The 26533-nt window shown below is 63.7% G+C and carries 20 protein-coding genes; 12 read left to right on the top strand and 8 right to left on the bottom strand.

The window, feature by feature from the left end; translation table 11 throughout:
- Positions 1 to 248 precede the first annotated feature (248 nt).
- A complete protein-coding gene (locus JY96_RS00865) occupies positions 249 to 830 on the bottom strand; it encodes a superoxide dismutase (protein WP_035034147.1) in 582 nt (193 codons plus the stop codon).
- Between the two features lie 81 nt (positions 831 to 911).
- Positions 912 to 2267, bottom strand: coding sequence for an exodeoxyribonuclease VII large subunit (gene xseA / locus JY96_RS00860; protein WP_235333815.1), 1356 nt, complete (start codon positions 2265 to 2267; stop codon positions 912 to 914).
- A gap of 478 nt (positions 2268 to 2745) precedes the next feature.
- Here xseA and JY96_RS00855 point away from each other — a divergent pair, with 478 nt between their 5' ends.
- The 11 genes from JY96_RS00855 (at position 2746) to hemH (ending at position 17312) form a co-directional block, all read left to right on the top strand.
- The gene (locus JY96_RS00855) at positions 2746 to 3384 is read left to right on the top strand and encodes a MotA/TolQ/ExbB proton channel family protein (RefSeq protein WP_035034145.1); all 639 of its coding nucleotides are present in this window, start codon (positions 2746 to 2748) and stop codon (positions 3382 to 3384) included.
- Positions 3385 to 3408: 24 nt separating this feature from the next.
- Entirely contained in the window at positions 3409 to 3858 is a 450-nt protein-coding gene (locus JY96_RS00850; protein WP_035040627.1) for a biopolymer transporter ExbD, read from the top strand.
- A 57-nt stretch (positions 3859 to 3915) separates the two neighbouring features.
- A complete protein-coding gene (lpxK, locus tag JY96_RS00845) occupies positions 3916 to 4998 on the top strand; it encodes a tetraacyldisaccharide 4'-kinase (RefSeq protein ID WP_035034142.1) in 1083 nt (360 codons plus the stop codon).
- A 9-nt stretch (positions 4999 to 5007) separates the two neighbouring features.
- Positions 5008 to 5220: a Trm112 family protein gene (locus JY96_RS00840; protein WP_035034140.1), complete on the top strand. Its 213-nt coding sequence runs from the start codon at positions 5008 to 5010 to the stop codon at positions 5218 to 5220.
- 2 nt (positions 5221 to 5222) lie between these two features.
- Positions 5223 to 5975: a 3-deoxy-manno-octulosonate cytidylyltransferase gene (kdsB, locus tag JY96_RS00835; protein WP_035034138.1), complete on the top strand. Its 753-nt coding sequence runs from the start codon at positions 5223 to 5225 to the stop codon at positions 5973 to 5975.
- Between the two features lie 154 nt (positions 5976 to 6129).
- Positions 6130 to 6786, top strand: coding sequence for an adenylate kinase (gene adk, locus JY96_RS00830; RefSeq protein WP_035034137.1), 657 nt, complete (start codon positions 6130 to 6132; stop codon positions 6784 to 6786).
- 96 nt (positions 6787 to 6882) lie between these two features.
- Positions 6883 to 9030 (top strand): DNA primase, encoded by a 2148-nt coding sequence (gene dnaG, locus JY96_RS22730; protein ID WP_035034135.1) that lies wholly within the window; start codon positions 6883 to 6885, stop codon positions 9028 to 9030.
- A gap of 120 nt (positions 9031 to 9150) precedes the next feature.
- On the top strand, positions 9151 to 11391 hold the full coding sequence (gene rpoD, locus JY96_RS00820) for an RNA polymerase sigma factor RpoD (RefSeq protein WP_035034132.1): 2241 nt from the start codon (positions 9151 to 9153) through the stop codon (positions 11389 to 11391).
- 162 nt (positions 11392 to 11553) lie between these two features.
- Positions 11554 to 12492, top strand: a complete 939-nt coding sequence (locus JY96_RS00815) for an adenylate/guanylate cyclase domain-containing protein (RefSeq protein ID WP_035034129.1) — start codon at positions 11554 to 11556, stop codon at positions 12490 to 12492.
- 66 nt (positions 12493 to 12558) lie between these two features.
- Positions 12559 to 16218, top strand: coding sequence for a PAS domain S-box protein (locus tag JY96_RS00810; RefSeq protein WP_035034126.1), 3660 nt, complete (start codon positions 12559 to 12561; stop codon positions 16216 to 16218).
- Positions 16215 to 17312 carry a ferrochelatase gene (gene hemH / locus JY96_RS00805; RefSeq protein ID WP_035034122.1) on the top strand — a complete coding sequence of 366 codons (1098 nt, stop codon included), beginning with the start codon at positions 16215 to 16217 and terminating at the stop codon, positions 17310 to 17312. The genes JY96_RS00810 and hemH overlap by 4 nt, the downstream gene beginning before the upstream one ends.
- Here the strand turns inward: hemH and JY96_RS21840 are convergent.
- The 6 genes from JY96_RS21840 to JY96_RS00775 form a co-directional block, all read right to left on the bottom strand.
- Positions 17289 to 19847, bottom strand: a complete 2559-nt coding sequence (locus JY96_RS21840) for an EAL domain-containing protein (protein WP_052162005.1) — start codon at positions 19845 to 19847, stop codon at positions 17289 to 17291. The genes hemH and JY96_RS21840 overlap by 24 nt on opposite strands.
- An 86-nt stretch (positions 19848 to 19933) precedes the next feature.
- A complete protein-coding gene (gene rmuC / locus JY96_RS00795) occupies positions 19934 to 21430 on the bottom strand; it encodes a DNA recombination protein RmuC (RefSeq protein ID WP_081960934.1) in 1497 nt (498 codons plus the stop codon).
- An 85-nt stretch (positions 21431 to 21515) separates the two neighbouring features.
- Complete coding sequence (locus tag JY96_RS00790; protein WP_035034117.1) at positions 21516 to 22160, bottom strand: CoA transferase subunit B; 645 nt, start codon at positions 22158 to 22160, stop codon at positions 21516 to 21518.
- 83 nt (positions 22161 to 22243) lie between these two features.
- Complete coding sequence (locus JY96_RS00785; protein WP_035034115.1) at positions 22244 to 22951, bottom strand: CoA transferase subunit A; 708 nt, start codon at positions 22949 to 22951, stop codon at positions 22244 to 22246.
- A gap of 232 nt (positions 22952 to 23183) precedes the next feature.
- Entirely contained in the window at positions 23184 to 23651 is a 468-nt protein-coding gene (locus JY96_RS00780) for a thioesterase family protein (RefSeq protein WP_052162004.1), read from the bottom strand.
- Between the two features lie 89 nt (positions 23652 to 23740).
- Entirely contained in the window at positions 23741 to 24526 is a 786-nt protein-coding gene (locus JY96_RS00775; protein ID WP_035034113.1) for an SDR family oxidoreductase, read from the bottom strand.
- Between the two features lie 281 nt (positions 24527 to 24807).
- Between JY96_RS00775 and JY96_RS00770 the strand changes: the two genes are divergently transcribed.
- The gene (locus JY96_RS00770) at positions 24808 to 26493 is read left to right on the top strand and encodes an electron transfer flavoprotein-ubiquinone oxidoreductase (protein WP_035034110.1); all 1686 of its coding nucleotides are present in this window, start codon (positions 24808 to 24810) and stop codon (positions 26491 to 26493) included.
- The last annotated feature ends 40 nt before the right edge of the window (positions 26494 to 26533 follow it).

Genomic DNA, 26533 nt, shown 5'->3' with positions numbered 1-26533 from the left:
GATTGCGACCCGCCTTGCTGACTGCTTGGAAAACAAAATCCAGCAAGGGCGACGGGAAGGGCCGTAAAAAACCGAGATCAAATGTACCACCGAAGTGACTCGCCACCACGGTGTATCGCGGAAAACACAAAAAGACCTCGGATATTGGATGCGGCGCAGCAAAACGGCGATCCAACAAAAAACCGGGCACATGGCCCGGCTTTTGGTGTTGCCTGAAAAGGCAAAGGCTGAATGTGTCAGCCGAAGGATCAGCCAAAGTTCTTGGCAGCGAAGTCCCAGTTCACTAGGCTGTTGAGGAAGGTCTCAACGAACTTGGGACGGGCATTGCGGTAGTCGATGTAGTAGGCGTGTTCCCACACGTCGATGGTCAGCAGCGCGGTGTCGCCGGTGGTCAGCGGGGTGCCGGCCGGGCCCATGTTGACGATGTCGACCGAACCATCGGCCTTCTTGACCAGGAAGGTCCAGCCCGAACCGAAGTTGCCCACGGCCGACTTGGTGAAGGCTTCCTTGAAGGCGTCGTAGCTGCCGAACTTGGCGTTGATGGCGTCAGCCAGCTTGCCAGTGGGGGCGCCGCCGCCTTGGGGCTTCATGCAGCTCCAGAAGAAGGTGTGGTTCCAGATCTGGGCGGCGTTGTTATAGATGCCACCGCTGGACTTCTTCACGATGTCTTCCAGCGACAGGCTTTCGAACTCGGTGCCCGGGATCAGGTTGTTCAGGTTGGTGACGTAAGCCTGATGGTGCTTGCCGTAGTGGTATTCGAAGGTTTCCTTCGACAGGTGGGGAGCCAGTGCGTCTTGCGCGTAAGGCAGAGGAGGAAGCGTGTGTGCCATGGTGCTTGTTCCTGATGGATGTGAAGAAAATCGACGCGCGATTGTAGGCATGCCAGGCTTGCGCTTGCGAGCCTGGGGGTTTTAGCGATCGCTGGCGTCGGATAAAGGGCCGAGATCGGGCGTTGGCGCCGTATCCAGCGTGATCTCGGTGATGTTCATGCGCAACAGCCCGTCAGCCAGGACGCCCGTGACCTTGCCGCCAGCATGTGCCTGGCTGGCGCGGGTGACGGGGTGGCCGGCCTCGTCTGTCAACCAGGCGAAGCCACGCTCCAGCACCCTGTGGGGGTTGAGTGCAGACAAACGGGCGTCCCAGGCTTGCAGGGCTTGTGCTTGCCTGCTTTGCTGAACAGACACCGCGCGCATCATGCGATCCTGCACATGCGGCAGTTGCTGGCGGGCGCGCCGGGTGCGAGCCTGACACGCCGACAGCATGCGGTGCTCCAGCAGGCTCAAGGTCTGCCCTTGCCTGCTCAGCAACTGGGCGGGGCGCGCCATGCGCACGGCGGCTTGGTCCAGTCGCTGCGCCAGGCCGTCAAGGCGTTGATGAACGCGGTGGGCCATGTGTCGGGCCAGGGCATCCAGTTGCACCCAGGACGTGTCCTGGTCCTGTGCGACCAGTTCTGCGGCAGCCGTCGGGGTGGGGGCACGCAGGTCTGCGGCGAATTCGGCCAGGGTGAAGTCCGTTTCGTGGCCCACGCCGCAAATCACCGGGATCGGGCAGGCAGCGATGGCGCGCACCACGCGTTCGTCGTTGAAAGACCACAAGTCCTCCAGCGAGCCGCCGCCTCGGCAAACGATGACCGCATCGATCTGCGTGCCGGCGCGGTGCGCCAGGACCACGTTGGCGAGGGCCTGCACGATCTGGGCGGGGGCCTCCGAACCTTGCACGGCACAAGGCGAGAGCACGACTTCAACGTGCGGGCTGCGCCGGCGCATGGCGGTCAGCACATCACGCAAGGCAGCGGCGGCAGTCGACGTGACCACCGCCACGCGGGACGGGAAGCGCGGGATGGCGCGCTTGCGGCTTGCGTCAAACAGCCCTTCGGCCTCCAGTCGCGCTTTCAGGCGCAGGAACTGCTCGTACAGGGCGCCTGCGCCGGCGCGTTGCAAGCCCTCCACCACCAGCTGCAATTCGCCGCGGGCCTCGTAGACGGCCAGGTTGCCCCGCGCCTCCACGAGCATCCCTTCGGCCGGCGTGAAATCCACCTGTGACAAGGCGCGCCGGAAGATCGCGCAGCGCAGGGAGGCATTGCCATGCTCGTCCTTGAGCGTGAAGTAGCCGTGCCCGCTGGCTGCGCGGGTGAAACCACTGATTTCGCCCTTGACGACGCATGACGAAAACCTGGCCGCCAAGGTGTCGCCCACGGCCTGGACCAGCGCGGCCACGCCCCACACCCGCACTTGCCCTGAGGCGCGCTCGGGCATCCAGCCGCTCATGCTGTTGCCCCCGTGCTGGCGCAGCGCAAAAGGGCGCCAGGCCGTTCTTGACAGGTGTCGCCACACCCCTGGCATTGGAGGACAAGTCCACACCTTGCCGTAGCGTGTGCCACCAGGCGTGAATGCCTGTCACGGCGCCTTAATAATGTCCTAAGCATATGATTTATATGATGTTTTTGCTGCTTAAAAATGAGGCATTCTGTCGAATGGCGTGGATTTGCGCGGGTTTGGGCGCGGTCCGGGGCATTTACCCACAAAGTTATCCACAGCTTCGGTGGATGATTTTGCCGCACCGCAACAGGCGTGCCTGAAACGAGCGTTTCAGGCTGATTGGGGGTAAGTCCTGAGCCAGCCTGACAACGCGCCACCATGCGGAAGCGCGCGAATTCAGCCCCATAATCAAGGGCTTGTTTCGCACCTTGTCAGAGCGCGCCACATCACAGGCGTTCATGGTGCCCTGCCCCTCGGGAGTCCTCTGTTGCTGTCGATCCTTCAAGCCGCCGGTTGGCCCATCATTCCCCTCGTGCTGTGCTCCATTGTGGCCCTGGCCCTGGTCATCGAGCGCTTTCTCAGCCTGCGTGAGGCGCGTGTCGCCCCCAGCCGCCTGGTTGACGAGGTGATCTCGGTCACACGCTCCGGCCTGCCTTCGGCCGACACGGTCAACAAGCTGGCCGAAAACTCCGTCCTCGGGCTGTTGCTCGCACAGGGGCTGCGCGCCGCGCTGGCCGAGCCCCGCATCAGCGATGCCAACCTCCGTGCGGCTTTCGAGTCCGCCGGGCGTGATGCGGTCCACCAGATGGAGCGCAACCTCAATGCCTTGGGCACCATTGCCAGCGCAGCGCCGCTCATGGGCCTGCTCGGCACGGTGATCGGCATGATCGAGATCTTTGGCGCCTCGGGCGCCGCCACCGGTTCGGCCGGCGCCAACCCCATGGAACTGGCGCACGGTATTTCTGTGGCGCTGTACAACACCGCATTTGGCCTGATCGTGGCCATTCCCTCGTTGATGTTCTACCGCCATTTCCGGGCCCGCATCGACGCCTACACCGTGGCCATGGAGCAGGCCGCCGAGCGCATGGTGCCGCACCTGCTGCGCCTGACTTCCAGCCGCCGCTGAGCGACAAGGGGCACACCCATGTCGATGAACTTTCGCAAGCACCACCTGCGCGAAGAAGAGCCTGAGATCAACCTCATCCCCTTCATCGACGTGCTGCTGGTGGTCCTGATTTTCCTGATGCTGACGACCACTTATTCCAAGCTCACGGAACTCAAGATCAACCTGCCCACGGCCAATGCGCAAGCGTCCAAGCCTCGCCCGCACGAGCTGGTGGTGGTGGTCACGGCTGATGGGCGCTACACCATCAACCAGCGCCTGATTGAAGGCCGCAGCGTGGATGTGCTGGCTGCTGGCCTGGCCGCCGCCACAGGCGGTGTCAAGGACACGGTGGTGGTGGTCACGGCCGATGCGTCGGCCACGCACCAGAGCGTGATCAATGTGATGGATGCGGCCCGCCGCGCCGGGCTCAGCCAGCTCACCTTTGCCACCCAAGGCCAGACCGAGCCTGGTGCTGCTGCAGGCCCCCAACCTTGACGCCCAAGCGCTGGCCCTTGGCCTGATGGCCTGGCCACGCCTGGATACACAAGCCGCATGAGCCTCATCGAAGCCCGACTCAACCAGGCCTGGCTCCGCAAGGGGCCTCTGGCCATGGCATTGCTGCCTCTCGCCTGGCTGATGGGGGCGGTGGTGGCGTGCAGGCGCCAGGGCTACCGCATGGGCTGGCTGGCATCCCGCAAGATGCCGGTGCCCGTGGTGGTGGTGGGCAACCGGATCGTCGGCGGGGCAGGCAAGACGCCCACCACGATCGCCTTGCTGGCGCACCTCAAGGCGTGCGGCTGGCGCCCCGGTGTCCTGACGCGCGGCTACAAGGCCCAGTTGCCGCAAGGCCAGCAGGGGCTGCTGATCGATGTGAATTCGGCTTCACGATTGACCGCCCGGCAGTGCGGGGACGAACCACTTCTGATCTGGCGACGCACGGGCGTGCCGATCATGGTCAACCGTGACCGCGCATCGGGTGGCCTGGCGCTGCTGCAGGCTCATCCCGACATCAACATCCTGGTCTGTGACGATGGCTTGCAGCACCTGCGCCTGCAGCGCGATGTCGAGGTCATCGTGTTCGATGGTCGGGGCGCAGGCAATGGCTGGCTGTTGCCCGCGGGCCCTTTGCGCGAACCCATCCACACGCCGCCAACACCTGGGCTGTGTGCGCCGCCCCTGGTGCTCTACAACGCACCGCAAGCCAGCACCACCCTGCCCGGCCACCTTGCCCTCAGTGCCATGGCGCCGCTGCGCTTGCTGGACGACTGGTGGGTCGGTGGCTTGGCCAACAGTGCGACGGCCTCTCTTGCCAACAGCGCAGATGGTGTCTGGGCGGTGGCCGGCATCGCGCATCCGCAACGCTTTTTTGATGCGCTGCGCAGCCAGGGCTTGCGGATCACGCCGGTGGCTTTGCCTGATCATGCCGAAATGGCCGACATCCCCTGGCCTGAACACGCCCGGGAGGTCATCGTGACCGAAAAAGATGCCGTCAAACTTGACCCTGATCGACTGGCCCGCGAGCGCCCGGGCTGTCGCGTGTGGGTTGCGGCACTAGACTTCCACCCTCAGGCCTCTTTCTGGCGCGAGCTTGACTCGGCGCTGGAAAAGCTCCCGAATCGCCACCAACCTGGCTGAAGAACCGCTATGGATACTCGACTCATTGAACTGCTGGTCTGCCCTGTCTGCAAAGGGCCGCTGCAGCGCCGGCTCCAGGGCCAGCACCTGATCTGCCACGCTGATCGCCTGGGCTTTCCCATTCGCGACGGTATCCCTGTGATGCTGGAAAACGAGGCGGTACCTCTGGACGACAACGACATGCCTGTCGCGCCCGTGCCCTCCGCCCCCATGGGGTCTTGAGCATGGGGTTCACCGTTCTGATCCCTGCGCGGCTGGCATCCACCCGCCTGCCGGACAAGCCCCTGGCCGACATCGCTGGCCTGCCCATGGTGGTGCGCGTGGCCCAGCGTGCGGCCCAGAGTGCGGCCAGCCAGGTGGTTGTGGCCACGGATGACCCGCGCATCCAGCAGGCATGTGAGCAGCACGGCGTGCGCTGTGTCATGACCCGGGCTGATCACCCTACCGGCAGCGATCGCCTGGCCGAGGCGTGCACCATCCTGGGCCTCGATGGGCTGGACGCCGTGGTCAATGTGCAGGGTGATGAGCCCTTGATCGACCCTGCCCTGATCAACGCCTGCGCCGCGCAACTGGATCAGCGCCCTGACTGCGTGGTCAGCACGGCGGCGCATCCGATCGAGGATGACGCTCACTTTGGCAACCCCAATGTGGTCAAAGTGGTGCTGGATGCCCAAGGTCGGGCGCTGTATTTTTCGCGTGCACCGATTCCGTGGTGGCGTGACGCACCGCAAGCTGGCCAGCCCGCCAGCGGGGATGCCAGGCCCTTGCGGCACATTGGCATCTACGGCTACCGTGCAGGTTTTCTGCGGCGCTTCCCCCAGCTGCCGCCCAGCCCGCTGGAAGCGGCCGAGTCGCTGGAGCAGTTGCGGGTGTTGTGGCACGGTGAGCGTATCGCCGTGCACGTGACGCAGCAGGCGCCTGGCGCGGGCGTGGACACCCCCGAAGACCTGGAAAGGGTTCGTGCCCTGTTTGCCTGACGCCCGCTGGCGTGCAGGTATGCGAATTGCTGGCGGCAGGTGCCTGCATGCGGTGAATCCCCCCGCCCAAGGAGGGGGTACCCATGCTATCCTCCCGCCCTTGAAGGACTGATCGGCCCATGGCCGTCAGTGAGACTGGATACCGAGGAGATACATGAGACTCATCCTGTTGGGCGCACCCGGCGCCGGTAAGGGCACGCAAGCGGCGTTCCTGTGCCAGAAGTTTGGCATCCCCCAGATCTCGACCGGCGACATGCTGCGCGCTGCCGTCAAGGCCGGCACTGAACTGGGCCTGGCTGCCAAGAAGATCATGGACGCAGGCGGCCTGGTCAGCGATGACATCATCATCGGCCTGGTCAAGGACCGCATCACCCAGGCAGATTGCGCCAACGGCTTCCTGTTCGACGGCTTCCCCCGCACCATTCCTCAGGCTGAGGCCATGAAGCAGGCTGGCGTGAAGATCGATTTCGTCCTGGAAATCGACGTGCCCGACTCGTCGATCATCGAGCGCATGAGCGGCCGCCGTGTGCACGTGGCCTCGGGCCGCACTTACCACGTCGTGTTCAATCCGCCCAAGGTGGCCGGCAAGGACGACGTGACTGGTGAGGACCTGATCCAGCGCGAAGACGACAAGGAAGAAACCGTGCGCAAGCGCCTGGACGTGTATCACCAGCAGACCCGTCCGCTGGTGGATTACTATGGCCAATGGGCCGCCACTGGCGACACCGTGGCGCCCCAGTACCGCAAGATCAGCGGCGTGGGCTCGGTGGACGACATCACCGGCCGCGCGCTGGAAGCCCTGTCCAAGTAAGCCATCTGTCGGCCCCAGGCTGACGACAACGGCCCCGTCGCCAAGCCGCGTCGGGGCCGTTGCACTTGAAGCGCCCCATCTGTTCGTGTTGCTGCCGTGATCCCTCCGTCATTCATTCAGGACCTGCTGGCCCGCACTGACATCGCCGACCTGGTCGGGCGCTATGTCACCCTGAAGAAAGCCGGGATCAACTTCAAGGGCCTGTGCCCCTTCCACGGCGAGAAATCCCCCAGCTTCATCGTCTCGCCCTCGCGCCAGACCTACCACTGCTTCGGGTGTGGCGTGCACGGCAATGCTGTCGGCTTCCTGATGGAGTACGGCGGCATGGGTTTTGTTGACGCCGTCAAGGACCTGGCCCAGATGCAGGGCATGCAGGTGCCCGATGACAACATCCGGCCTGAAGAGCGCGAGCGCCAGAAGCAGATCAAGGAAAAGCAGGTCTCGCTGACCGATGTGATGGCCAAGGCCGCACAGCACTGGAAGCAGCAACTCAAGAAGACGCCGCGCGCCGTCAACTACCTCAAGGGCCGTGGGCTCACGGGTGAAGTTGCGGCCCGCTTTGCGCTGGGTTATGCGCCTGACAGCTGGCGTGGGCTGGCCAGCGCCTTCCCCAAGTACGACGACCCGCTGCTGGTGGAGTCCGGCCTGGTCATCGCGCATGACCCCGAACCGGGCGAGACCGAAGGCAAGCGCTACGACCGCTTCCGAGACAGGATCATGTTCCCGATCCGCAACCCGCAGGGCGAGGTCATCGGTTTTGGTGGGCGCGTGCTCGATAAGGGCGAGCCCAAGTACCTGAACTCGCCTGAAACGCCCGTGTTCATCAAGGGCCGCGAGCTTTACGGGCTGTATGAAGGGCGTGCCGCCTTGCGCAACAAGGGCTACGCCATCGTCACCGAAGGGTACATGGACGTGGTGGCGCTGGCCCAATGGGGCTTTGGCAACGCGGTGGCGACCCTTGGCACCGCGTGTACGGCCGATCACGCCCAGAAGCTGTTTCGCTTCACGGACCAGGTGGTGTTCAGCTTCGACGGTGACGCAGCCGGGCGCCGCGCCGCTGGCCGCGCGCTGGAGGCTGCCCTGCCCTACGCCACGGACACGCGCCGCATCAGCTTCCTGTTTCTGCCCAAGGAGCACGATCCGGACAGCTACATCCGCGAGTTCGGTGCAGAGGCCTTCGAACAGTGCGTCAAACAGGCCGTGCCGCTGTCACGCCAGGTGCTGGAGCACGCTGCGGCCGATTGCGACATGGAAAGTGCCGAAGGCCGTGCGCGCCTGCTTGTCCAGGCCATCCCCTTGATTGCGCAGTTCCCTGAAGGCGCCCTGCAAGGTCTGGTGGCCGACGACCTGGCCCAGATGGCCCGCACCTCGCCTGATGAAGTGCGCCGCAGGCTGGCCGAGCATCAGCAAAAGGCCCGGCAGCAAAGCGCGGGGCGCGATCGACGAGCGCCTGGGGGCGGCGCCTCGGGCGGCTCAGCCTCCCGCTCTGCTGACGCGGGTTCAGGCTGGGATGGCGATTTCGGTGACATTCCGGCTTTCGAGCCTGATGGCGGTGGTAGCGACGATTGGGGGCATGGCGGTGCCGGTGACACGTCATACGGCGAACAGGCGCACTCGGCCTCGCCCAACCAGGGCGGTTGGCAAGGCCAAGGCGGCTACAAACAAGGCGGCCAGCGCCGCGACGGCAAACCCTGGAAGCCCTGGAAAGGCGGCGGTGGTTCACGCTGGCAAAGCCGGGGCAGCCCGGTCGAGCAACGCCCCCTGCCCCAGGCTGCCACGCCGCTGGATCGCATCGTCTGGGTGCTCGTGTGCCACAGCGAGTTCTGGGAGCAATTGCCCAGCGCCACGCACGACCTGCTGTGCGATCAGCCTGCCCCATACGGCGAGTTCTTCCGCTGGCTGGACCGCATGCTGCTGGCGCAGGGCCTGCTGCCTGCCGAGACCCTGCTCCCGCTCATGCGCGGCGACGCGCCGGACCCCGAGCACCCGGAGGAAGCCGGCCACTTCAAGCCCTTGGCCCAGCGCATCACCCAGTTTGTGGATGTGCCCGACAACAAGGACACGGTCGCCCAGCTGATGAACCTGATCCGCCCCATCGAGCTGGTGGCCCTGCGCGAGGAGCTCGACCTGCTCACGCAGTCCGGTGAACTCTCCGAGGCGGCCGAGGCTCGAAAGATGGAGCTGGTCAGGCTGACCCTGGCCATGAAACTTGAAATCAGCCAGAACCGACCCATCTCCGGATGAGGTTTTGTGCGGGGCTGAGGATTTAAACAGCCCATTTGGACAAGATTTTTGACGACCCCCTTCCATTGCGCGATAATGGAAGGTTCGATAAGCACCCAGAATTCTCTTTCGAGGAAGCGCATGACCGCGAAAAAAACCGCGAAAAAAGCTGATACAGCGGCGACGCAAGCCGACGAGACCGACAAGAAGGTCAAGACCCGTGCCGCCAAGGCCAAGGGCGCTGATACGGCTGAAGTCGCTGCACCTGCCGAGCCCAAGAAGCGCGGTCGCAAGCCCAAGGCCGCCGCTGAAGCGGCACCTGCTGCCAAGAAAGAGGCCACCAAGAAGGGCAGCTTCGACGAAGACGATGTGGGTGACATCGAGGCGGATGTCGAAGCCGATCTGGAGCTGGGTGAAGCCGAGGCTGGTGAGGCCGAGGCTGGCGAAGACAAGCCCAAGGCCAAGCCCCTGCGCATGAAGGTGTCGCGCGCCAAGGAGCGCGCCCTGATGCGTGAGTTCGGCATCGACGACACCACGCTGACGGAAGACGAAGTCAACAAGCGCCGTCAGGACTTGAAGACCCTGATCAAGCTGGGCAAGACCCGCGGCTTCCTGACCCACCAGGAAATCAACGACCACCTGCCCGAAAAGCTGGTCGAAAACGAAATCCTCGAGGCCATCATTTCCATGTTGAACGACATGGGTGTGGCGGTCTACGAACAGGCGCCTGATGCGGCCACGCTGCTGATCTCCAACAGCGCGCAGTCCACCGCCACGGAAGAAGAAGCCGAAGAAGCCGCTGAAGCCGCCCTGTCCACCGTGGACTCGGAATTCGGCCGCACGACCGACCCCGTGCGCATGTACATGCGCGAAATGGGCACGGTCGAGCTGCTGACGCGCGAAGGCGAAATCGAAATCGCCAAGCGCATCGAAGGCGGCCTGCAGGCCATGATGCTGGCCATCTCGGCCTCGCCCACCACCATCGCCGAAATCCTGTCGCTGTCCGACAAGATCCGTGCTGGTGAGCTGCCCATCTCCGATGTCGTGGACGGCTTTGTGGCCGCTGACGAGGCCGATGACTACGTGGCCGAAGAAGACTTCGACGAGTTCGACGAAGACGAGGACGACGATGGCAACGGCGGCTCCAAGGCGCTGACCAAGAAGCTCGAAGAGATGAAAAACCAGGCCATGACGAAGTTCGACGCCCTGCGCGCCAACTTCGACAAGATGGCCAAGTCCTTCGAGAAGGATGGCTACAAGTCCAACCCGTACAACAAGGCCCAGGAAGCCATCAGCCAGGAGCTGATGACCATCCGCTTCACCGTCAAGACCATCGAGCGCCTGTGCGATGTGCTGCGCTCGCAGGTGGACGACGTGCGTCGCTACGAGCGCGAACTGCGCAAGATCGTGGTCGACAAGTGCGGCATGGCCCAAGAGCAGTTCATCAAGTCCTTCCCGCCCAACATCCTGAACCTGGACTGGGCCGTCAAGGAATCGAATGCCGGCAAGAACTACAGCGCCGTCATGGGCCGCAGCCTGCCTGCGATCCAGGAACTGCAGCAAAAGCTGATCGACCTGCAGGCCAAGGCCGTCGTGCCCATTGAAGACCTGAAGTCGATCAACAAGCGCATGAACGAGGGCGAAAAGGCCTCGCGCGACGCCAAGAAGGAAATGATCGAGGCCAACCTGCGTCTGGTGATCTCGATCGCGAAGAAGTACACCAACCGCGGTCTGCAGTTCCTGGATCTGATCCAGGAAGGCAACATCGGCCTGATGAAGGCGGTGGACAAGTTCGAATACCGCCGCGGCTACAAGTTCTCGACCTACGCCACGTGGTGGATCCGCCAGGCCATCACGCGTTCGATCGCCGACCAGGCCCGCACCATCCGCATCCCGGTTCACATGATCGAAACGATCAACAAGATGAACCGCATCTCGCGTCAGCACCTGCAGGAATTCGGCTTCGAGCCCGATGCCCCCACGCTGGCCGCCAAGATGGAAATGCCGGAAGACAAGGTCCGCAAGATCATGAAGATCGCCAAAGAGCCGATCTCCATGGAAACGCCGATCGGTGACGATGACGATAGCCACCTGGGCGACTTCATCGAGGACACCAACAACACCGCCCCGATCGAGGCTGCCATGCAGGCCGGTCTGCGCGATGTGGTCAAGGACATCCTCGATTCGCTCACGCCCCGGGAAGCCAAGGTGCTGCGCATGCGCTTCGGTATCGAGATGTCGACGGACCACACGCTGGAAGAAGTCGGCAAGCAGTTCGACGTCACCCGCGAGCGCATCCGCCAGATCGAGGCCAAGGCCATCCGCAAGCTCAAGCACCCGAGCCGTTCGGACAAGCTGCGCACGTATCTGGACAATCTTTGATGCGTTGGGCCCAAGCGGCCAGCCTCGTGTGCGAAACCCGGCCATGCGCCGGGTTTTTTCTTGGTGTCAGCTCAGAGCGCAGCTCCCACCTGAAAAATCGCGCCCAAAAACCGTGCATTTCGTCACGCTGGCATTTTGCAAAGCGCGCGAACATACTGAGATATGGGCACGACCAAAGAACGCGCCATCCTGTTTGCGGACCTCCGCGGCAGCACGGCGCTTTACCTCAAGCTGGGCAACACGCAGGCGGCCACCGTCGTCACGCACAGCCTGGCCATGCTCGGGCAGATCATCGCCCGGGCGGGCGGCCGCGTCATCAAGACGCTGGGCGACGGCCTCATGGCGGTGTTTGATGACGCCGAGCGCGCTGTCGAGTCCGCCGTGAGCCTGCACGACTCCCTGGAGCGCATCGCCCCCGTTGGCGAAGGCATGCCGGTCAAGGCTGCGGCCATCAAGCTGAAAGTGGCCATCGCCTGGGGCGAAATGGTCGAGGTGGATGGCGATTGTTTTGGTGATGCAGTCAACGTGGCTGCGCGCCTGCTGGATCTGGCTGGCGACAACGAAACGCTGACCACGGCCCAACTGCTGCGCGAATTGCCCACGGACCAGCACGAACGCTTTCGCAGCATCGACAAACTGCACCTGCGTGGCCGCAAGGAGCCGGTGGCCGTGCTGCGCATGGACGCGCGCCGTTTCGGCGACACCATGTCCACCATGATCATGGACGAGCCAGCCCCGAGCGACATGCCCGATGGCGTGCGGCTGACCTGGCTGGGCACCGAGCGCGTCTTCTCTCCGGCCAGCATGCCGCTGGTGCTGGGGCGCAGCCCGCAGGCCTCGTTCTGCGTCAGCGATTCGCGCGTGTCGCGTTCGCATGCCCGCATCGAGTCACATAGCGGACATTTCTACCTGACCGACCTCAGCTACAACGGCACCCACGTCAAGTTCGACCATGACGACCAGGTGCTGACATTGCGCCGAGGTACTTGCACGCTGCACGGCAGCGGGGTCATCAGCCTGGGCGCACCGCCCGCCGATGCCACCAGCACCCAGATCCACTTCGAAGTGTTGAGCTTTTCAGACACTCTCCCTCAGTATTGACGTGTAGGCGTGCCGGCGCCCATATAGGCTAGAGTCTGGTCATGACCGTCTTCAGATGACGCAGGCATGACCCTGAACGCTGTTCCGCAAGATGACAACGAGCGCATTGCCTTGCTGCACGCGAGCAAACTGCTTGATGCAGAGGTCTTGCCTGCATTTGAAGCCATCCAACGCCTGATCAGCAGCAGCCTGCACTGCCCTGTTGCGGCCATCAACCTCGTCGATGCGCACCGTGTCTGGAGCATGGCCAGGCAAGGCCTGGATGTGCGGCAGACCTCGCTGGCGGATTCTTTCTGCCACACCGTGGTTCAGCGCAAGGCCGGCCTTCAGGTGACGGATGCAAGCCTCGACCCGCGTTTCAAGGACCTGTCCATGGTGGCGGGGCCTGCTCAGGTACGCGCCTACCTTGGCATGCCGGTGCTCGTTGAAGGGCACGCCCTGGGCACCGTCTGCGCCATGGATCGGCAAGCCCGTGCCTGGACCTCGGCAGAAGCCGCCGCGTTGCAGGATATGGCCATCGCCGTGGCCGCACTGGTTCAATCCCGGCTGGACACACAACGCCTGCGCAAGATGGAGGCGCGGGTGCGCACAGCCAGCCTGGCAGGCAGCGACTGGTTATGGGAAACCGACAAGAACGGCATCCTGCAATGGGTGTCCGCGGGCCTGAAGCAGCACACTGGGCTGGACCCCTCAACCGAAATCGGGTTGAAAGGGGCCGATCTGTACGTGCCACGCGAAGGCGATACCCGCGAAAGCTGGGACCGGTTTGTTCAGGCCCGCGCCCGCCGCGAACCCTTCAGTGACGCCATCGGTGTGCGGATGACACCGCGTGGCCCCATCACCGTCAGCATCAGCGGCACCCCGGTGTTTGACAGCCGTGGCCAGTTCATGGGCTACCGGGGCGCCAGCCGCAACGTGACCCGGCAGATCGACGCAGAACACGAAGCCCGGCGTGCAGACCAGCTGCTGCGGCAAGCCATCGAGTCCTTCCACATCAGCGTGATGATCTCGGACTCAGAGGGCCGTGTGGTGCTGTCCAACCAGCATTGGCGGATGCATGCGGGTGAGGCGTATGACGAAGCCAACCCCTACTGGGCAGACACCTTGCGGCGCATGATCCGCCAGGGTGACTACCCGCAAGCGGCTGGGCGTGAAGACGAGTATGTGGCCTGGCGGCTGAACCTGCACACGCATACCGAGCCCATCGAGGTGCAGTTCCGCAACCGCTGGATCCTGGTCAAGGACCACCAGTTGCCTGACCACAGCGTGGTGCACTTCGCCATGGACATCACGCAGAGCAAGCGTGATGCCGAGAGGCTCAAGGAGAAGCAGAAGGCGCTGACCGAAACCAAGGCCCGCCTGCGTGCCGTGCTGCACGCCCTGCCGGACCTGTGGTTCGTGATCGACAACAAGGGGCGCTACATCGATGGCCATGCCGATCACCCCTTGTTGCTGCGGCCCATGGTCGAACTCAGGAAGACCCCCTTGGGCAGCCATTTGCCAGCAGAAACAGCGCATCAGCAGCGGCAGGCCTTGCACCGGCTTCAGGAAACCGGCCAGCCGCAGCGCTTTGAATACGAACTGACGATGCCCGGCAGTGCCACGCGGCACTTCGAGGCCCGCATGACCCCCATGCCGGAGGGGCAAACGCTGTTTCTGACGCGCGACATCACCGAGCGGCAACTGGCTGCCGAGAAGCTGCGGGTCAGTGAGGAGCTGTACAGGTCGGTGGCCGCCACCATCAGCGATGGCCTGGTCATCGTCGAGCTCAGTGGCCGCATCGTGGCGCTCAACCCGGCCGCCAGTCGCATCCTGGGCGTCACGCCCGAGCAGTTGATCAACCTGAACTCGCCCGCCCTGCCCGGCTTGACCCTGCTGGAGGATGACCTCGTCACGCCCTTGCCGTTTGAGCAATGGCCCATCAACCAGGTACTGGCCACCAGCCAGCGCGTGGACAACCGTGTGCACCCCTTGCGGCGAGCCGATGGTGAGCTGCTGTGGGTGCAGGTGTCCTGCCATCTGCTGCGTGTGGCGCCCGACGCGCCCCCGTTTGCCGTGATGGCCACCTTGCGTGACATCACCCAGGAGCGCCATGCGCAGCAGGAGCTGCAACTCAGCGAAGAGCGCTGGAAGTTTGCCCTGGAAGGCGCCGGTGATGGCGTGTGGGACTGGGACATCCAGACCGGCCGCGTTTTCTACTCCCAGCGTTGGAAGACCATGCTGGGTTATGCAGACGACGAGGTGCTCAACACGGCCGAGGAGTTCCTCAACCGCATCCACCCGGCCGACCGTGACCTGATGGCGCGCAGCCTGAACCGCTACTTCCGGGATGGCGAAGGCGTCAACCAGACCGAGTTCCGCCTGCAGCACAAGAATGGGCACTACCTGTCCATCCTGTCGCGCGGCAAGGTGGTCAGTCGCCAGCGCGATGGCAAGCCCTTGCGCGTGGTGGGCACGCATTCGGACATCACCCCCGTCAAGCAGGCCGAACGAGCCTTGCGGGAGAAGCAGACCGCCGAAGCCGCCAGCGCGGCCAAATCCGAGTTCCTGTCGCGCATGAGCCATGAGATTCGCACACCGCTCAACGCCGTCAACGGTTTTGCGCAGCTGCTGCAACTGCAATTGACCCAGTTGGGCGCTGAGAGCGGGCCGCTGAATTACGTGGAGCAGATCCTGCACGCCAGCCGGCACCTGATGGGCCTGGTCAACGATGTGCTGGACCTCCAGCAGGTCGAGGCCGGTGTGCTGAGCTTCAAGCCGGAGCGCCTGGCGCTGGCCAATGAGGTCAAACAATGCCTGGCCATGTTGGCGCCTCTGGCGGACAAGCGTGGCATCACCCTGCTCAACATGCTGGACGAGGCCTGGCCCATCGTCGCCGACCGCCAGCGCTTGCGGCAGGTGATCATGAACATCGGCTCGAACGCCATCAAGTACAACCAGACCGGTGGCACCGTGCGTTTGTACGCAGAAGTCTTGCCTGAAGCTGAACTTATGCTCACAATCGAGGACGCTGGTCCCGGCATGAGTCCCCAGCAGCTGACGAAGCTGTTTCAACCATTCGAGCGTCTTGGGCGTGAGACATCCAGTATCGAGGGGACCGGTCTAGGCCTTATCATCACGCGCTCATTGCTCGAAGCCATGGGAGGTCGCATGGATATTCGCAGCCAGCCCGGTGCTGGAACCCGGGTCAACATCATCCTCCCGCTGGCGGCTCGCACGCCTTCTCTCATTGATCCCGCACCAGATTCTGCCTATCCGCCTTTGTCGGACCCGGGCAGCCCGCTCGAACCGACCATGTCCCCGACTGACTTGAATTCAGACGGTGCGAAGGGCCTGCGCCCTTTGCATGTGCTGTACGTAGAAGACAACCGCATCAACGCGATGCTGTTCGAAGAGGCCCTGCGCCCTTATTCGCAAATCGACCTGGCCATTGCCGAAGACGGCCAGATGGCCTTGTCCATGGCCCGCGAGCGTGCCCCCGATGTGCTGGTGCTGGACGCCCACTTGCCGGGCATGTCGGGCTTCGAGGTGCTGGAGGCCCTGCGCACCCTGCCCGATCTGGTCAATGCCCCGGCCTTCATGTGCTCGGCGGACGCCATGCCCGATGACGTGGCCCGCGCCCAGGCTGCCGGTTTCACGGGTTACTGGACCAAGCCCATCGACATCGTGGCAGTGACCACAGAGCTGTGCAGGTTGGCCGCCAGAGGCGACAATGCTGCGCCATGAGCGTAGCCAAAGAACCCCCATACCAACACGGCCAAGCCCCCCGAACCGGCGTCCTGCTGGTCAACCTGGGTACCCCTGACGCCCCCACCGCTGGCGCCCTGCGCCGATACCTGGGGCAGTTCCTTGCCGACCCTCGTGTGGTCGAGATCCCGCGCCTGCTGTGGCTGCCCATCCTGCACGGCATCATCCTGCGCGTGCGCCCGGCCAAATCAGCTGCCAAATACGCCAGCATCTGGACCAAGGAAGGCTCGCCCCTGCGCGTCTGGACGCAGAAGCAGACCACGCTGCTGCAAGGCTTTCTGGGCGAACAAGGCCACCAGGTGGTGGTCGAACACGCCATGCGGTATGGGCAGCCCAGCATCGCGGGCCAGCTGGATGCGCTCAAGGCCCAGGGCGTGCAGCGTGTGCTCGTGGTGCCGCTCTACCCGCAGTACTCGGGGGCGACCACGGCCAGCGTGATGGACGAGGTCTTTGCCTGGGGGCGGCAGACCCGCTGGCTGCCCGAGCTGCGCCACATCAACCAGTTTCATGATGACCCTGGCTACCTGACTGCCCTGGCGGAATCCGTGAAGGCCCACTGGCAACGCCATGGCCGCGGTGGCAAGCTGGTCATGAGCTTTCACGGCATGCCCCATCGCACCCTGTTGCTGGGCGACCCTTATCACTGCCAGTGCCTGAAAACGGGCCGCCTGCTGGCCGAGCGATTGGGCCTGGGTTCTGACGAGTACGTCGTGACCTTCCAGAGCCGCTTTGGCAAGGCCAAATGGCTGGAACCGTATACCGAGCCCACCTTGCGCGCCCTGGCTCAAAAAGGCGAGCAGCGTGTGGACGTGGTCTGCCCAGGCTTTGTCGCAGACTGCATCGAAACCCTGGAAGAAATCGCCATGGAGGGGCGGCAGGCGTTTCTGGAAAGTGGTGGCAAGGAATTCAACTACATCCCTTGCCTCAACGACGACAGGCGCTGGATTCGCGCCTTGAGCGAGTTGACGCTGCAGCATCTGCAAGGCTGGCCCACCAGGACCTCGGAGCAAGCTCGCGCCGATACGCTTGAACAGCAACGTGCGCGAGCCTCAGCCGCAGGCTGCCGCCACTGACTCCGACTCGACCGGCCGCGCCAGCCAGTTGCGTGCGGCTTCGGCCTCCAGCGGTCGGCTGAAGAAGTAGCCTTGCACCACGTCGCAGCCATGGTCGGCCAACCAGTCCACGCTGGTGCCATGCTCGACGCCTTCGATGGTCACGGTCAAGCCCAGGCGATGGCCCACCTCGATCATGGCTTGCAACACGGCTTGTTTGCGCCCGAAGTCCTCGATGTCGGTGACGAAGCTGCGGTCCACCTTCATCTCGTCCAGCGGCATCTCCTGCAGGATGCCCAGCGACGAGTAGCCCGTGCCAAAGTCATCCAGCGCGATCTTGACGCCCTCGCCGCGCAACCGCGACAGGATCTGCGTAGCACGTTCGCGGTCGCTCAAGGCAGCCGACTCGGTCACTTCCAGGATCAGGCGGCAGGGTGGGCAGCCAACATGGCGCAAGGTTTCCAGCACCTTGTCGACAAAACGTGGCGTGGCCAGATCGAAGGCGGTGATGTTGACCGACACCCGCACCTGCGAATCAGGCAGCGTCAACAGGAAACGAGCGGCCTCTGCGATGGCCCACATGGTCAATCGGTTGATGGCCCCTGTGGCCTCGGCCTCGGCGATGAAGGCACCCGGCGGGATCATGCCGCGCTCGGGGTGGCGCCAGCGCACCAGGGCCTCCAGCGACTCGGTGCGGCGCGTCTCCAGCGTGACCTTGGGTTGGTAGTGCAGCAACAGCTCGCCGCGGTCGATCGCGCCTTCCAGATCCAGCGTCAGGCCATAGGCCAGTTGCTCGCGCTTCATGCGTTCGGCGTCGAACGGCACCACGCGTCGGTGCGCGCTGCACCATTGCAAGGCGATGCGGGCCTCGTCGCTCACGCCCACCGGCTGCGTCAGGTGCGCGCGTCCAACCGGTGAGACGCCGACATGTGGGTCCCAGGCGACAAACAGGCCTTGCCATTCGAAGCGGCGCACCAGGAAGCTTTCCAGGTCGCTCATCAGCGATTCAGGCGGTTCGCCGATGGTCACGAAGGCCAAGGTGCTGTCATCCAGCGCCGCCAACAGGTGATCACCTTCAATGCTCATCAACGGCGTCTGCGCGCGTGTCGTGAACCAGTGGCGCAGTTCTTCCGCGTAGATCTTGACCACCTGGGTCAAAGTGTCCGGCGGCAGGATGGACTCCAGAAAGCCGAATCGGTTGAGCTTGACGATCCAGATCGACAGGGCTTCGTTGGCCTGCTCCAGCCGGCTGCGCACTGCCTCTTCCAGCATGGCCTGGTTGGGCATGCCGTAGCGCGGGTGATGCGAGACCACATCCCGCAGTTGCGCCTCATAGGCCAGGCGGCGCTCCAGTTCCATCGTGTGTTCGGCCTGCGCCCTGGCCCGCTCGCGTCTGTCCTCCTTCATGCGGTAGAACAGGGCCGCAGCAAGCGTCAGGGCCTTGATGACGCAGGCATACATGCTGGCCACGCCAAACTGGCCGTGGTAGATGCCCAGTACGCCAACGGCGTTGATCACCAGCGCGAGCATCTGCACGAACATGCCGATGCACAGCAGGCGTGCCACGGCGCCTTCATGCCAGTGCCGCGCGCAGATCCAGATCAATGCGATCGGGTAGGCCACCGAGATGCCTTGAACCAGTGCGCTGATTTTGGGGGCCTGCTGCGGGAAGATCACGGCGAACGCCAGGATCAGCACGGCAGACAAGGTCAGGGTCTTGATGACCTGATCCTCGCGCCGGCTGGGTTGAATGATCCAGCGAAACACCAGAGTGGCCGCGGCGATGCCGATCAGGATCCACATGTAAGGCGGCACGTTGAATTGCGGATGCTTGGGCCAGAGCAGCTGGAACGCGTCACCCTCACGGCTGGCCGTGGCCGCCAGAACGGGCAGGATCTCGGCCACCATCAGGAAGGAAAGCGGGTTGCCGTTGATGAGCGCCAGCACGATGGACACCAGCAGTGTGAAGACCAGGGCGCCATAACAAAGCGCACGCGAGAAGGCCGTCTCGCGCTCCTGGATGGCGTAGTTTTCAGGCTCCCAATACTGGAAGGTGGCCGCCGTCGAGCCATCGTTGCGCAACAGGCATTGCAGCGTCACGGTGCTGCCGGGGTACAGGTTCACCGGCACGGCCATGGCCGGGTACTTGATCGGGCGGGCCTCGAAGGGGCGCTTGTCCCCCATGCGGTAGATGTTGACCTCGCTGCCGTCGGAGTCGACAAAGCAGTCCACATAGTCGGTGTAGGGTTCGGTCACCAATACCCAGCCCTGGACGGGGGCATCCGAGCTGTTTTGGAGTGTGGTGCGTGCCCACACGCCCTTGTACTCGAACCCGATCGTGCGCACGCCGGGACGGCGGACTTGCCAGGCGGCCTTGTCAGCGGGGGGATGTGAAGGCCCCAACGCTGACGGCGGCTGGTCGGAAACCACGGTCTCCATGCTCAACCATTCGCCCTCTCCTTTGGCGTGCGCGACGTCATAGGGCTCGCCTGCCCAGGCCGGCGCCAGGAGCAGCAATTGGATCAGCAGCAGAAAGAGGTTCAGCAGTGATTTCACTCAGCAACCAGGAGCGCTCATGGCCCCAACACGGCAAACAGGACACTCGGCCTCTGTCTATCGGTTGCTGGTGCGGCTGACTTGAGTCAGGCCTCGTCTTCCAAGGGCAAACCCGGCTCCAAACCCGCCTCGCCCGGCAACAAGGCCTGGGCCTGCGCATCGGGCATGGCCTCGACCTGCTTGAGTGCGCGGCCCATGACGCGGGTGCGCGTTTCGACAGACGAAATCGTGTTGCTGGCTTCTTCCAGCTTCTTGCGGGTCTTGGCCAGCACGTCACCGAACTTGCCGAACTCGGTCTTGACGGCACCCAGCACTTGCCAGACCTCGCTGGAGCGCTTTTCCAGCGCCAGCGTGCGGAAGCCCATCTGCAGGCTGTTGAGCGTGGCCAGCAAGGTCGTGGGGCCGGCCAGCATCACGCGGCATTCGCGTTGCAGGGATTCGACCAGGCCAGGGCGGCGCAAGGCCTCGGCATACAGGCCTTCGGTCGGCACGAACAGGATGGCGAAATCCGAGGTGTGCGGCGGCGCCAGGTATTTGTCCCGGATGCTGCGGGCTTCCAGGCGCAGGCGTTGCTCCACGGCCTTGGCTGCGGCTTCCACGGCAGGGGCATCGGCCCGGTCCTGGGCTTCGAGTAGGCGCTCGTAATCTTCGCGGGGGAACTTGGCGTCCACAGGCAGCCACAGCGGCGCCCCATCGTTGCCGCCCTGCCCTGGCAACTTGATCGCGAACTCCACGCGGGCGCCGCTGCCGGGCACCGTTTCGACGTTGACGGCGTACTGCTCGGGCGTGAACACCTGCTCCAGCAGGCCAGCCAGTTGCACCTCGCCAAAAATGCCGCGTGTCTTGACGTTGTTGAGCACGCGGTTGAGCGAGCCCACATCGCTGGCCAGCCGTTGCATCTCGCCCAGGCCGCGGTGAACCAGCTCCAGCCGCTCGGCCACTTGCTTGAAGCTTTCACCCAGGCGGGCTTCCAGCGTGGCGTGGAGCTTTTCATCCACGGTCTGGCGCATCTGCTCCAGCTTCTTCTCGTTGTCGGCCTGCAGGGCTTGCAAGCGGGTCTCGACCGTGGTGCGCACGTCGTTCAGGCGGCGCTCATTGGCCTCGGACAGCACGCGCAGTTGCTCGGCCACGCCCTCGCCCAGGCGACGTAGCGCGGCTTCCTGGGCCTCGTTGAATCGGGCGAGTGCCTGAGCCTGGGCCTCACGCAAGCCTGCGGCCTGAAGGCTCTGTTGATGGGTGGTGTCGCGCAGGCTGTCCGCCAGCCCTTGCTGCATGCTGGCCAGCTGCGTGCGAAAGCTGTCCAGTTGCTCGTTCTGGGTGCGGGTCGCATCACCCTGCAAGGCCGTCAAGGTCTGCTGGAAGGTGCCCAGGGTGGCACCCAGCTCCTGCCTCGTGCCGGTGGCACTGCGGGCCACTTCATCGCGCAGATTGCGTTCGAGCTGGTCGCTGCGCTCGCGAATGGCCTGCCCCAAGCTGGCGCCGAGCTGGTTCACGGCCTCGTCGTTCTGCCTGGCGGGCCGCAGCAGCAGCCAGACGAGCAGCAGAAGATTGACGACGAGCAGCAGCGGTGTGATCCAGTTCATGGGCGGCATTGTCTCAGAGCGCAGCAGGCCCTTAAAAAGCACAAAGCCACCGCATGGGTGGCCTTGCTGTTCAGGTGCAACGCACTCAGGCTTCGAGGTGCGACAGGTGCACGTGCGCGCCGGTCTTCAAGCGGACCTCGTCAAGCGTCACGCCGGGCGCCAGCTCGACGCACTTGAAGCCATCGGGCGTCACGTCGATCACGCACAGCTCGGTGATGATGCGGTCCACCACGCCCAGGCCAGTCAGCGGCAGGGTGCATTTCTGAAGCAGCTTGTGCTCGCCGTTCTTGGCGGCGTGCTCCATCAGCACCACAACGCGGCCCACGCCGGCCACCAGATCCATGGCACCGCCCATGCCCTTGACCATCTTGCCGGGGATCATCCAGTTGGCCAGGTCACCTTTCTCGGACACCTGCATGGCGCCCAGGATGGACAGGTTGATCTTGCCGCCGCGGATCATGGCAAAGCTCTCGTGCGAGCCAAAGATCGAGGAGCCCGGCAGCACGGTCACGGTCTGCTTGCCGGCGTTGATCAGGTCAGCGTCCACCTGGTCTTCCGTCGGGAAGGGGCCGATGCCCAGCATGCCGTTCTCGGACTGCAGCCACACATCAATGTCGGGGCTCACGAAGTTGGCCACCAATGTGGGCAGGCCAATGCCCAGGTTCACGTAGAAACCGTCCTGCAACTCGCGCGCGGCACGGGCCGCCATTTCGTCATGTGTCCAGGGCATGTTCAAGCCTCCCGCCGAGCCGCCTCAAGGGAGGCTTGCGCCCCCTCGGGGGGCAGAAACGAAGTGATAGTGGGGGTCATCATTTAGGCTCCTGCCTTTTCAGTGATGGTGCGCTTCTCGATGCGCTTTTCCGGCGTCGCATTGAGCACGATGCGGTGCACATAGATGCCAGGCAGGTGAACCGAGTCAGGATCGAATGTTCCGGTCTCGACGATCTCTTCCACTTCAACCACCGTGATCTTGCCGGCCATGGCCGCTGCCGGGTTGAAGTTGCGCGCCGTGCGGCGGAAGATCAGGTTGCCGGACTTGTCTGCCTTGTAGGCCTTGACCAGTGCCACCTCGGGCAGCAGGGCCCGCTCCATCACATAGACCTCGCCGTCGAACTCGCGGGTCTCCTTGCCTTCGGCCACGATTGTGCCCACGCCCGTCTTGGTGAAGAAGGCCGGGATGCCGGCGCCACCGGCACGCAGCTTCTCGGCCAGCGTGCCTTGCGGCGTGAATTCCAGCTCCAGTTCGCCTGCCAGGTACTGGCGCTCGAACTCCTTGTTCTCGCCCACATAGCTGGAGATCATCTTCTTGATCTGGCGCGTGTTGAGCAACTTGCCCAGGCCGAAACCATCGACCCCGGCGTTGTTCGAGATCACCGTCAGGTTCTTCACGCCCGTTGCCTGCAAGGCATCGATCAGCGCTTCAGGGATGCCACAGAGGCCAAAGCCCCCGACCGCGAGCAGTTGCCCGTCTTTCACAATCCCTGCCAGCGCGCTGGCGGCGTCGGGATAGACCTTGTTCATCCAATCACTCCTTGGCTACAGGGGTTCACCAGCGCCGCTTTCGCTGCACTGCAACATGGAAAGCGTACACCGGGTCATCGCCAAAAATCCAGTGATTTCAATGAAAAAGACACGTCAGCAGGTGCTTGACGTGTCTTGGTGACGCCTGGATGGCGCAGCGTGTGGTTTCGTTGATGACCTGGCCTGCCACCATGGGCAGCCTGATGCACCAGGGAGGGGATGACAGAGCCGCTTACTTGCCCGGCAAGGCGCGTGGGGCATCTGAGCCCGGCAGCGCTGGCGTACCTTTCAAGGCGCGGATGGGCTCAGGCAAAGGCACAGGGCGACCATCCGTGCTGCTCACCCACACCAGGGTCGCACCACCGGCCGCATACGGCGAGCCCGGCTCGTCTTCGCGTTCGATGGTCACGAAGGTGTCAATGCTGGTGCGGCCAGGGTCGGCCACATACAGCTTGGCGATCAGGTTGCCTGGGAAGACCAGCGGGCGGTAGAAGTTGAAGAAGGCATTGGCGATCACGGGGCCGTCCTTGCCATCCCCGACTGAGCCATTGATGGCTTCGATCCAGGACACCCGCGCCTGCTCCATGTACTTGAAGTAGACGGTGTTGTTGACGTGGCCAAGGGCATCCATGTCGCCCCACATGATGGGCAGGGACAGCTCATGGACGAGGATCTTGTGTTCGGGGATGTCTAGACGCATGGTTGTCAAAGGCAATAAAAAGCCCGCAAGGGCCACACAAAAGGTCTGTGTCGCCAGATGCGGGCTGGGTGCGTGAATTCAAGCCCGTGTCAGGCGGCCAGCATCCCGTCGTCGGCCGAGATGATGGCGCCGTTGATGAAGTCGCTCTGAGCCGCGCACAGGCTCACCAGCATCGCGTCAAGGTCCTTCGGCTGGCCAACACGTTTGCGCGGCAGCATGCTGATGAGCTTCTTGCCGGCTTCCGTGTTCCAGTGGTGGTGGTTGATCTCGGTGTCGATATAGCCGGGGCAGATGGCGTTTGTCGTGATGCCGAAACGGCCCCATTCGGCGGCCATCACCTTGGTCATGTGCACCACGGCGGCCTTGCTCATGCAGTACACACCGATCTGCGGCATGGTGCGCAAGCCAGCGGCCGACGCGATGTTCACAATGCGGCCGCCCGTGAAGGTGCCCGGGGCAGCGCCGTTAGCGCGTGCCAGCATGCGCTTGGCCACTTCCTGCGCCACGAAGAAGGCGCCGCGGGTGTTGGTGTTGAAGATGAAGTCGTAGCTGTCTTCGCTGACATCGATCAGGCGCTCGGTGGTGCTGACCCCGGAGTTGTTGATCAGGATGTCGATGGCCCCGACCTCGGTTTCGGCGTGGGCCACGGCAGACTTGATGGAAGCCACATCGGTCACGTCCAGCCCCACCGCGTGCGCGTCACCGCCGTAGGCCTCGATCTCCGAGCGCAGGGTCTTGAGTCGCTCGACGCGGCGGCCGGCCAGCACCACCGCCGCACCGGCCTTGGCCAGGGTATGCGCAAACTGGGTGCCCAGGCCGCTGGAGGCGCCGGTGATCAAGGCCACGCGGCCGGACAGGTCGATGTTGTAACTCATGCAATGTGCTCCTATGCGCGTATGGCGGCTGGTTTCTACGCCTGAACAGTGCGATGGCATTTTTCGCTGTCAGAAACGGCTGTGACCTTAGCACGACGGCCTCATCCGGATCCTCTTTGTTGCATGGCAGACCACAGCCAATCTCCATCCCCCGCATTGACGGGGGAATTTTCGAACGATCGTGCTATTTTTTGTCAGAATATGGGGTCGGCCCCGACATAGAATCGCGCACTTCATTAAAAACAACTGAACCCTGTTTTGTCCGAACAGAAGGAATCACGATGACGCCCCAGGAAATCCTTGAGCAGTTTGGCCCCCGCGAGTCGATGGAATACGACGTCGTGATCGTCGGCGCCGGTCCCGCAGGCCTGTCCACTGCCATCCGCCTGAAGCAACTGGCCGAAAAGGCTGGCAAGGAAATCAGCGTTGTCGTGCTGGAAAAGGGTTCCGAGCCCGGCGCGCACATCCTGTCGGGCGCCGTGATGGACCCACGCTCCATCAACGAGCTGTTCCCCAACTGGAAGGAACTGGGCGCCCCGCTGAACCAGCCCGTGACCGGCGACGAAGTCTATGTGCTGACCGAAAGCGGTCAGATCAAGACGCCCGACGCCCTGGTGCCCAACTGCATGCACAACGAGGGTAACTACGTCATCAGCCTGAGCGACGTGACCCGTTGGCTGGCCCAACAGGCTGAAGGCCTGGGCGTGGAAATTTTCCCTGGCTTCGCTGCAGCTGAAGTGCTGTACGACGACAACGGCGCCGTCAAGGGTGTGGCCACCGGCAACATGGGCATCGACAAGACCGGCGAGCCCACGGCTGACTTCCAGCTGGGCATGGAGCTGCTGGGCAAGTACACCATCTTCGCTGAAGGCGCGCGTGGCCACCTGGGCAAGCAACTGATCGCCAAGTTCAACCTGGCTGAAGGCAAGGCGCCTCAGAGCTACGGTATCGGCATCAAGGAACTGTGGGAAATCGACCCCGCCAAGGCCAAGCCTGGTCTGGTCGTTCACACCGGTGGCTGGCCCATGAACACCGAAACCTTCGGTGGCGGATTCCTCTACCACCTGGCTGACAACAAGGTCACCCTGGGCTTCGTGGTTGGTCTCGACTACAAGAACCCCTGGCTGAGCCCCTTCGAAGAAATGCAGCGCTGGAAGACCCACCCGGTCATCAAGCAGTACTTGGAGGGCGCCAAGCGCATCAGCTACGGCGCGCGCGCCATCAACAACGGCGGCCTGCCCAGCCTGCCCAAGACCGTCTTCAAGGGCGGCGCCCTGGTCGGTTGCGATGCCGGCTACATGAACGCCGCCCGCATCAAGGGCTCGCACGCTGCGATGAAGTCCGGCATGCTGTGTGCCGAAGCCGTGTTCGAAGCCGTGATGGCTGGCCGTCAGCAAGATGAGCTGACCGCTTACCCCGCGCTGTTCGAAAAGAGCTGGCTGCACGACGAACTCAAGACCTCGAAGAACTTCAAGACCTGGTTCAAGAAGGGCTTCTACGTCGGCACCATCATGACCGCCGTCGAGCACTGGCTGCTGCCCCGCCTGGGCATGAAGGAAGCCCCGTGGACCCTGCGCAACCCTGCGCCGGACCACACCTTCCTGAAGCCTGCCAGCCAGATGCCGAAGATCGAGTATCCGAAGCCCGACGGCAAGATCACCTTCGATCGCCTGAGCTCGGTGTTCGTCTCCAACACGAACCACACCGAGCACCAGCCTGCTCACCTGACGCTGAAGAACGCGTCGGTGCCTGTGCAGACCAACCTGGCTCAGTTCGCCGGCCCAGAGTCGCGCTACTGCCCGGCTGGCGTGTACGAGTTCGTGAAGAACGACGACAACAGCGATCGCCTGGTGATCAACGCGCAGAACTGCGTGCACTGCAAGACCTGCGACATCAAGGACCCGACCCAGAACATCGTCTGGATCACGCCGGAAGGCGGCGGCGGCCCGAACTACTCGGGCATGTAAGCCTCAGCGACAAGGGAGCCTGCGGGCTCCCTTTTTTGCG

Source organism: Aquabacterium sp. NJ1 (assembly GCF_000768065.1).
Lineage (GTDB): Bacteria > Pseudomonadota > Gammaproteobacteria > Burkholderiales > Burkholderiaceae_C > Aquabacterium.
This window is presented reverse-complemented; position numbering and strand designations above follow the sequence as displayed.